6 protein-coding genes are annotated in these 8,328 nt (G+C 70.2%); 5 read left to right on the forward strand and 1 reads right to left on the reverse strand.

Annotated features, from left to right (window positions below):
* Positions 1-241: 241 nt before the first annotated feature.
* A complete protein-coding gene (locus tag ACI2JH_RS19580) occupies positions 242-646 on the forward strand; it encodes a hypothetical protein (RefSeq protein ID WP_042613274.1) in 405 nt (134 codons plus the stop codon).
* 61 nt (positions 647-707) lie between these two features.
* Here ACI2JH_RS19580 and ACI2JH_RS19585 read toward each other — a convergent pair whose 3' ends face one another.
* Positions 708-2,333: an acyl-CoA dehydrogenase family protein gene (locus ACI2JH_RS19585; RefSeq protein ID WP_404736988.1), complete on the reverse strand. Its 1,626-nt coding sequence runs from the start codon at positions 2,331-2,333 to the stop codon at positions 708-710.
* Between the two features lie 110 nt (positions 2,334-2,443).
* On the opposite strand from ACI2JH_RS19585, the gene ACI2JH_RS19590 reads away from it, so the two are divergent.
* From ACI2JH_RS19590 to pdeM, 4 genes are read left to right on the forward strand one after another with little or no spacing between them, the layout of a single operon-like run.
* Positions 2,444-3,442 (forward strand): ligase-associated DNA damage response exonuclease, encoded by a 999-nt coding sequence (locus ACI2JH_RS19590; RefSeq protein WP_101099651.1) that lies wholly within the window; start codon positions 2,444-2,446, stop codon positions 3,440-3,442.
* On the forward strand, positions 3,439-5,043 hold the full coding sequence (locus ACI2JH_RS19595) for an ATP-dependent DNA ligase (RefSeq protein WP_404736989.1): 1,605 nt from the start codon (positions 3,439-3,441) through the stop codon (positions 5,041-5,043). Before ACI2JH_RS19590 ends, ACI2JH_RS19595 begins: the two co-directional genes overlap by 4 nt.
* Positions 5,040-7,496: a ligase-associated DNA damage response DEXH box helicase gene (locus ACI2JH_RS19600; RefSeq protein WP_404736990.1), complete on the forward strand. Its 2,457-nt coding sequence runs from the start codon at positions 5,040-5,042 to the stop codon at positions 7,494-7,496. The genes ACI2JH_RS19595 and ACI2JH_RS19600 overlap by 4 nt, the downstream gene beginning before the upstream one ends.
* Positions 7,486-8,130 (forward strand): ligase-associated DNA damage response endonuclease PdeM, encoded by a 645-nt coding sequence (gene pdeM / locus ACI2JH_RS19605; RefSeq protein WP_350000183.1) that lies wholly within the window; start codon positions 7,486-7,488, stop codon positions 8,128-8,130. Before ACI2JH_RS19600 ends, pdeM begins: the two co-directional genes overlap by 11 nt.
* Positions 8,131-8,328: the final 198 nt, after the last annotated feature.

Here is an 8,328-nt window from a genome sequence, read left to right on the forward strand (position 1 = left end):
GGGTGGCTGTGCAGGACCGTCTTTTCGCATGGATGCGAAAAGCGAGCCTCCATGGACGGATTCACGGCGTGTCCTGCACAGCCACCCCGCCCCACCAAACCCTCAGCCCTGCAGCTGTTGCCGTTGCTGTTGCCGTTGCCGTCGGCTTCGAAGCCGCGCACACGCGCAGAAAACTTCACCCGCCCTAGACCGGTCGATGAATAGGCTGGCGCTCCCTGAAACCCTGATCCTGGAGCGCGCCATGAAGATCCGCACCCTGACCACGTCCCTCTTGGCCTCCGCGCTGGTTCTCGGCCTGGCCGCCTGCAAGGGCCCCGAAGCCGAACAGGCGCGACAGGATGCCGCCCAGGCCGCCGACAGCGCCGGCGTCGCCGCACGTGATGCCGTCGATCGCGCCGCCGCCGCGACCCGCGATGCCACCGATGACGCCGCCGCCGCCTCCCGCGAAGCCGCCGCCGATACCCAGCAGGCACTGGACCGCGCAGCGGATTCGACCGCCGCCGCGGCAGCTGAAGCCAAGGTTGCCGCCAAGGATGCAGCCGCCAATGCCAGCGAAGCCACCGCCACCGCAGCGCAGAACGTGGCCGACAAGGCCCGCGACGTGGCCGACGACGCCAAGGACAACGCCGACCACAGCCAGCACTGATCGGTCCCACTTCCAATTGGCGGGCGCCGGCGCAGGCCGGCGCCTTTCTTTTTGCCCCGGCTCAGGGCAGCGCGCGTGCCAGCATCGCCGCGCTGTCGATCCCCAGCGGCAACGTGCCGAAGGCCAGGCCGTGTTCACCGCCCAGCCGGCTGCGCACGAACGTGGCCGCCAACGGACTGCCTGCACGCAGCAGGATCGAGCCCTGCAGCAGCAGCGCCAGCCGCTCGCAGTACACACGCGCCAGCGCCGGCTCCGGTGGCAGCGCGTTCCACCAGCGCGACATGGCCTCGTCGAAGGTCGCATCCAGTCCACTGCCGGCCAGCAGTTCCTCATGCAGTGCCTGCAACGCCGGCGGCTCGCGCTGCAGCGCACGCAGCACGTCCAGGCACTGGATGTTGCCGCTGCCTTCCCATATCGAATTGAGCGGCGCCTGGCGGTACAGCCGCGGCAGCATCGACTCTTCCACGTAGCCCGCTCCGCCCAGGCATTCCTGCGCCTCATTGACGAACGCCGCCGCGCGCTTGCATATCCAGTACTTGCCCAGCGCGGTGCCGACCCGTGCCAACAGGGCCTGGCGCGGGTCGCGCGCGGCGCGGTCCACCGCCGCCGCCACATGCAGGGCCAGCGCGGTCGCCGCTTCGGATTCCAGTGCCAGGTCGGCCAACACGTTGGCCATCAGCGGGTGGTCACACAGGCGTTGTCCAAAGGTGTGCCGATGACGCGCGTGGTGCAGCGCCTGCGCCAGCGCCATGCGCATTTCCGCGGCAGCGCCGAGCATGCAGTCCAGCCGGGTCATCATCACCATGTGGATGATGGTTGCCACGCCGCGCCCTTCCTCGCCCACCCGCCAAGCCTGGGCGCCGGTGAATTCCACCTCGCTGGAGGCGTTGGACCAGTCGCCAAGCTTGTCCTTCAACCGCATCAACTGGAAAGCGTTGCGGTTGCCATCGGCCAGCCGCCGCGGCATCAGCAGGCAGGTCAGGCCTGCCGGCGCCTGTGCCAGCACCAGGAAGCCGTCGGACATCGGTGCGGAGAAGAACCACTTGTGCCCGACCAACCGATAGCTGCCATCCGCGCCGGGCTCGGCGACGGTGGCATTGGCGCGGACATCCGATCCGCCCTGCTTCTCGGTCATGCCCATGCCCAGGGTGATGCCGACCTTGTCGGCGATCGGCACATCGCGCGGGTCGTACACCGGCGCGGCCGCCTTGCGTGCCCACTCCGACAGCACCGGATGGTCGGCCAGCACCGCCACCGCAGCGTGGGTCATGGTCAGCGGGCAGCTGGTCCCGGCTTCGGCCTGGTGGTGCAGGTAACTCAGCGCGGCGCGCGCCACGTGCGCACCGGGCTGCGGCTCATGCCAGGACAACCCGGCCACGCCGTGTTCCTTGGCCGTGTGCAGCAACTGGTGGTACGCCGGATGAAACTCGACGGTGTCGATGCGGTGGCCTTGCGCATCGTGGGTGCGCAGGCGCGGTCGATCGCGGTTGGCATCGAAGCCGAGCCCGTACAGCGCATCGCCGGCGAGCCGTCCGTACGCTGCCAGGCGACCAGCGAAGGAGGAGGCCCCGCCCCGGTCCACCGCTTCCACCAGCGCCGCATCATCGGCCCACAGGTGGCGCCCGGCGAACGCGGGCGGCTGGTTCTGCACGAGGTGGGTCTGGAACGGTGCTGCTTGGTCGCGCATGGTGGAACGCCTCCCTGGCCGCATGGCCTTTGATTCTGCCCCAGCGCGGGAGCGGCTGCTGTTCAGGCGGATTCTCACCTCCTGCACGAATGGCCCGGCACAGTGATGGCATGAGCAGACGCGACGATCTGGTGGTGCTGCGTCCGGAAGGACTGTACTGCCCCGCTGGCGATTTCCACATCGATCCATGGCGCCCGGTAGCGCGCGCGGTGATCACCCATGGTCACGGCGACCATGCCCGCGGCGGCATGCAGGAATACCACTGCAGCCCGTCCAGCGAGGCCATCCTGCGCTGGCGGCTGGGCGACGTACGCATCCACACCCACCGCTGGGGCGTGCCGTTCCGGATGGGCGGCGTGGAGGTCTCGCTGCATTCGGCCGGCCACGTGCTGGGCTCGGCACAGGTGCGCATCGACGACGGCGAGCAGGTCTGGGTGGCCTCCGGTGACTACAAGCGCCAGCCAGATCCCACCTGCGATCCGTTCGAAGTGGTGCCCTGCGATACGTTCATCACCGAAGCCACCTTCGCCTCGCCGATCTACCGCTGGCCGGATACCTCCGAGGTGGCCGCCGACATCGTCGCCTGGCGCCGCGAATGTGGCGAACGGGGCGAAGCGGCGATCCTGCTCTGCTATGCCTTGGGCAAGGCGCAGCGGGTGCTTGCCGAACTGCTGCCGCTGGACGACCAGCCGGCCTGGCTGCATGGGGCGATCGACAACGGCGTGCAGGTCTATCGCCAGGCCGGCATCCCGATGCTGGCCACCCAGGCGGTGGCCGAACAGGGTCGCCAGCCCGATTCGGCCGGCCGCCTGGTGTTGGCCCCGCCTTCGGCTGCGGGAACGCCGTGGGTGCGCCGCTTCGGCCGCCACCAGCTCGGGTTTGCCTCCGGCTGGATGCACCTGCGCGGCAACCGCCGCCGTCGCAACGTCGACCGCGGCTTCGTGGTGTCCGACCATGCCGACTGGCCGGCGCTGCTGCAGACCATCGCGCAGACCGGCGCCACCCGGATCATCGCCACCCACGGCAATACCGATGCATTGATCCGCTACCTGCGCGAAAACGGCACCGCCGCCGAAGCCTTCCGCACCGACTACGGGAGCGAGGAATGAAGGCCTTCGCCGATCTGTACCAGCGCCTGGACCGCAGCACCGCCACCGGCGACAAACGCGCCGCGCTGGTCGACTACTTCCGCCACGCGCCAGCGCACGACGCCGCTTGGGCGTTGTACCTGCTGAGCGGCGGCAAGGTCGGCGGTGCCCGTCGCAAGATCGCCGGCAGCGGTGAACTGCGCGCCTGGCTGGTGGACGAATCCGGCCTGCCGGCATGGCTGGTCGAAGACAGCTACGAGCAGGTCGGCGACCTGGCCGAAACGCTGACCCTGCTGGTGGATGAGCCGCGCCAGCCAGCGCCGGATCGCCCCTTGGTGGACTGGATCGAGACCCATCTGCTGGCCGTGGCCAACCAGGACGAATCAGTCCGCCGCGCCGCAGTGGAAACCGGCTGGCGCACGCTGCCTGCGCCGCAGCGGCTGGTGTTCAACAAACTGCTGACCGGCGCGTTGCGGGTCGGCGTATCGCAGCGTCTGGTGCAACAGGCGCTGGCCGAACTGTCCGGGCTGGATATCGCCCGCATCGCCCAGCGCATGCTCGGCGACTGGGTGCCCTCGCCCACGCTGCTGGCAACGCTGTTGACGCACGAAGAACTGCCGCTGGACCGCCAGCAGCCCTACCCCTTCTTCCTCGCATCGCCACTGGAAGCGGACGTGCAGACGCTGGGTCCGGTCGCCGACTGGCTGCTGGAATGGAAGTGGGATGGCATCCGCCTGCAGCTGCTGCGCCGGCAGGGTGAAGTCGCGCTGTGGTCACGCGGCGAAGAGCGGCTGGACGGGCGTTTTCCGGAAATCGAACAGGCCGCCGCCGCACTCCCCGATGGCTGCGTGATCGACGGTGAGCTACTGGCCTGGGATGCGCAGGAGGATCTGCCGCGTGCCTTCACCGCCCTGCAGACGCGCATCCAGCGGCGCAAGCCGGGGCCGGCGACGCTGCGCAGCACGCCGGTCCGTGTGCTCGCCTACGATCTGCTGGAAGAAGGCGGCGAAGACCTGCGCAACGTGCCGTTGCAGCAGCGCCGGCAACGCCTGGCTGCGCTGCTCGGCGCGCTGGATGATCCCCGCCTGCAGCTGTCCCCGCAGGTCCATGCCGAGGACTGGCAGCACGCGGCCACCCTGCGTGAAAAAGCCCGCGTGCGCGGCGTGGAAGGCCTGATGCTCAAGCGTGCCGATTCGGTCTACCAGGCCGGTCGCCGCCGTGGTGACTGGTGGAAGTGGAAGGTGGATCCGCTGACCATCGATGCGGTGCTGCTGTACGCGCAGGCGGGCCATGGGCGGCGCAGCACGCTGTACACCGATTACACCTTCGGGGTCTGGAAGGGTGAGGAACTGGTGCCGGTCGCCAAGGCCTACTCCGGCCTGGACGACAAGGAAATCCTCGCGCTGGATCGCTGGATCCGCGCCAACACGCGCGAACGCTTCGGCCCGGTGCGCAGCGTGCGTGCCGAACAGGTGTTCGAGCTGGGCTTCGAAGCGGTCAATGTCAGCAAGCGGCACAAGTCCGGCATCGCCGTGCGCTTCCCGCGCATCCTGCGCTGGCGCCAGGACAAGCCCGCCGCCGAAGCCGACCATCTCCAACAGCTGCAGGCCCTTGCGCGATGACCGCAGCAGAGGCGCTCAAGCGCCTGCAGGGGTTCTTCGCCGAGCGCGGCTGGCGGCCGCTGCCGTTCCAGCGCACGATGTGGCGGCACTACCTGGCCGGTCAGTCCGGCCTGCTGCACACGCCCACCGGCAGCGGCAAGACCCTGGCGATGTTCGGCGGTCCGTTGCTGCAGGCGCTGGTCGATCCGCCGCCCGCGCCGGCCCGTCGCAGCGCTGTGCGGCCATTGCAGGTGCTTTGGGTGACCCCCCTGCGTGCGCTGGCCACGGACACCGCACGCGCACTGCAGGCGCCGTTGAAGGCCATTGGGCTGGACTGGCAGGTGGGCCTGCGCAGCGGCGATGCCAGCAGCCGCGACAAACGCCTCGCCCGCGAAGGCCGGTTGGACGTACTGGTCACCACCCCGGAATCGCTGGCGCTGCTGCTGAGCTACCCCGATACGCTGGCGCGCATGCGCCAGCTGCGCTGCGTGGTGGTGGACGAATGGCATGAACTGCTGGGCAGCAAGCGCGGCGTGCTGCTGCAGCTCAACCTGGCCCTGCTGCGCGACACCGCACCGGCGATGCAGCTGTGGGGCCTGTCGGCCACGCTGGGCAACCTGCCGCATGCCCGCGAGGTGCTGCTGCCTGATCGTCCGGATGCAGTAACCGTGGAGGGGGCCAGGCCGCGCCCAGTCCGTGTGCGCAGCCTGCTGCCCGAGCCGGGCGAGCGCTTCCCGTGGGCCGGCCACCTGGGACTGGGGCAGCTGCCGCGCGTGCTGCAGGCGCTGATGGGCGCCCGCAGCAGCCTGCTGTTCACCAATACCCGCGCGCAGGCCGAACTCTGGCACCAGGCGCTGGCTGCGGTGTGGCCCGAAGACAGCGCCACCCTGGCGCTGCACCATGGCTCGCTGGATCCCGCATTACGCCAGCAGGTGGAGGACGGACTACGCGCTGGCGCCCTGCGCTGCGTGGTCGCCACCTCCAGCCTGGACCTGGGCGTGGATTTCCCCGAAGTGGAACAGGTGCTGCAGCTGGGCAGCCCGAAGGGCGTGGCACGGCTGCGGCAGCGCGCCGGACGCGCGCGGCATCGCCCCGGCGCCAGTGGCGAAATCCTCTGCGTGCCCAGCCATGCACTGGAGCTGGCCGAGTATGCTGCCGCGCGCCGCGCCCTCGCCGCGGGCGTGGTCGAGGCACGGCGGCCACTTCGGCTGTCGCTGGACGTGCTGGCCCAGCACTGCATCAGCCGCGCGCTGGCCGGTGGCTTCGAAGCGGGCGCGCTGCTCGCCCAGGTCCGCCGCACGCATGCCTTCGCGCAACTCAGCGACGCGCAGTGGCAGGACGTGCTGTTGTTCATCGTGCAGGGCGGGCGGGCGCTGGCGCAGTACCCCGATTTCCACAAGGCGGTGCAGGACGAAGATGGCATCTACCGCGTGCACGACCGCCGCCAGGCACTGCGCCACCGCCTTTCCATCGGCACCATCAGCAGCGACGGCAGCGTGCGCGTGCAGTTCCTGCGTAGCGGCAGCCTGGGCGCGGTGGAAGAGCAGTTTGCCGGCCGCCTGCGCCGTGGTGATCGCTTCCAGTTCGCCGGCCGCCTGCTCGAACTGGTACAGCTGAAGGACATGACCGCCTACGTGCGCGTGGCGCGCGGTGGGGAAGGCGTGGTGCCGCGCTGGCAGGGCGGCCAGCTGGCGTTGTCGCCGTCGCTGGGGCGCGAACTGGAAGCGGTGCTGGGCGGCGCCGACGACAGCCCGGAATCGCGCTGGCTGGCACCCCTGCTGGCCCTGCAGGACACCCTGTCGGCGCGGCCTGCACCGGGTCACCTGCTGGTGGAAGAGGTGCGTCGTCGCGAAGGCCAGTTCCTGTTCGTGTACCCGTTCGCCGGCCGCCACGTGCATGAAGCGCTTGCGGCGCTGCTGGCGCTGCGCTGCACGCGGCTGCAGCGCAACAGCATCGGCTATGCGGTGAACGACCACGGGCTGGTGCTGGCGCCGGCGCTGCCCGTCGAACTGGATGCGACGCAGTGGGCCGGACTGCTGGACCCTGGCGCGCTGCTTGATGACCTGCGTGCGGCGGTCAACCTGGGGGAGCTGGCACGCCGCCAGTTCCGCGGCATCGCGCGGGTGTCGGGCCTGCTGGTACCCAGCCTGCCCGGCGGCATGCCGCGTTCCCTGCGCCAGCTGCAGGCCTCCGCCGGCCTGCTGTACGACGTGCTGCGCGAACACGATCCGGAACACATGCTGCTGCAGCTGGCCGAACGCGAAGTACTGCATGACAGTCTGGACGTGGACGGACTGCGCGAGGCGCTGCAGCGGATGCTGGGCCGGGCGCTGTCGCTGCAGGCGCCGCGCTCGCTGACGCCGCTGGGCTTCCCGCTGTGGGCCGAACGGCTGCGCGGCCAGCTGAGCAACGAAGACTGGCGCACGCGCGTGCTGCGTGCTGCGCAACAACTGGAAAAGCGCAATGCCCGATGACCTTGTCCTGCGGCTGGCCGGCGAAGAGGTGATCCTGCTCGGCGAGCGCGCTCTGCGGATACCGCGACTGCACGCGCTGCTGATCGCCGACCTGCACCTGGGCAAGGCGGACATCTTCCGCCGCGCCGGCATCGCGCTGCCGGTGGGCGGCACCGCCGCCGACCTGCAGCGGCTGCAGCAGCTGGTTGAACGTACCGCCTGCGAGCAGCTGTGGATCCTGGGCGATGTGCTGCACGGCCCGCTGCATCGCGCGCCGTGGTACAGCCACTGGCTGGCATGGCGCGAGCAGTTGCCCCGGCTTGCGGTCCACGTGGTGCGTGGCAACCACGACCGCGCGCTGTCCGAAGCCGCCCTGCAGGTGCAGGTGCACGAGGAGCAGGCCGCACTGGGTCCGTTCCTGCTGCGCCACGAACCGGAGCCGGATGCGCAGGCCCACGTGATTGGTGGCCACCTGCATCCGCTGGCCGCGCTGCCGGGGTTGCCGCGTCGGTTGCCGGCCTTCTGGCTGCGCGATCGGGTGACGGTGCTGCCGGCGTTCTCGCAGTTCACGGCGGGGGTGGCGCCGGTGTTGGCGGCCGGCGAGCGGTTGGTCGCATGCGTGGACGCTGCGGCGGTGCTGTTGCCTTCGCGGTAGGTGGGTCGAACGGGTGGGACCCCCTCGCGGGTGGCTTCTAGAGCTGCATCTGGGGTTGGGCCGGGCGGTGGGGCTGTGCGGGGGACGGCAAATGCCGCATCCATGCGGGCCTCGTTTCGCGCCATCCATGGCGCGGGTACACGTCATCGCATTCGCGCTGCCGCTCCCACGCTTTGCTGCGCAAACCGCGGGCCCCGT

Source organism: Stenotrophomonas sp. NPDC078853 (assembly GCF_044901215.1).
GTDB lineage: Bacteria > Pseudomonadota > Gammaproteobacteria > Xanthomonadales > Xanthomonadaceae > Stenotrophomonas > Stenotrophomonas lacuserhaii.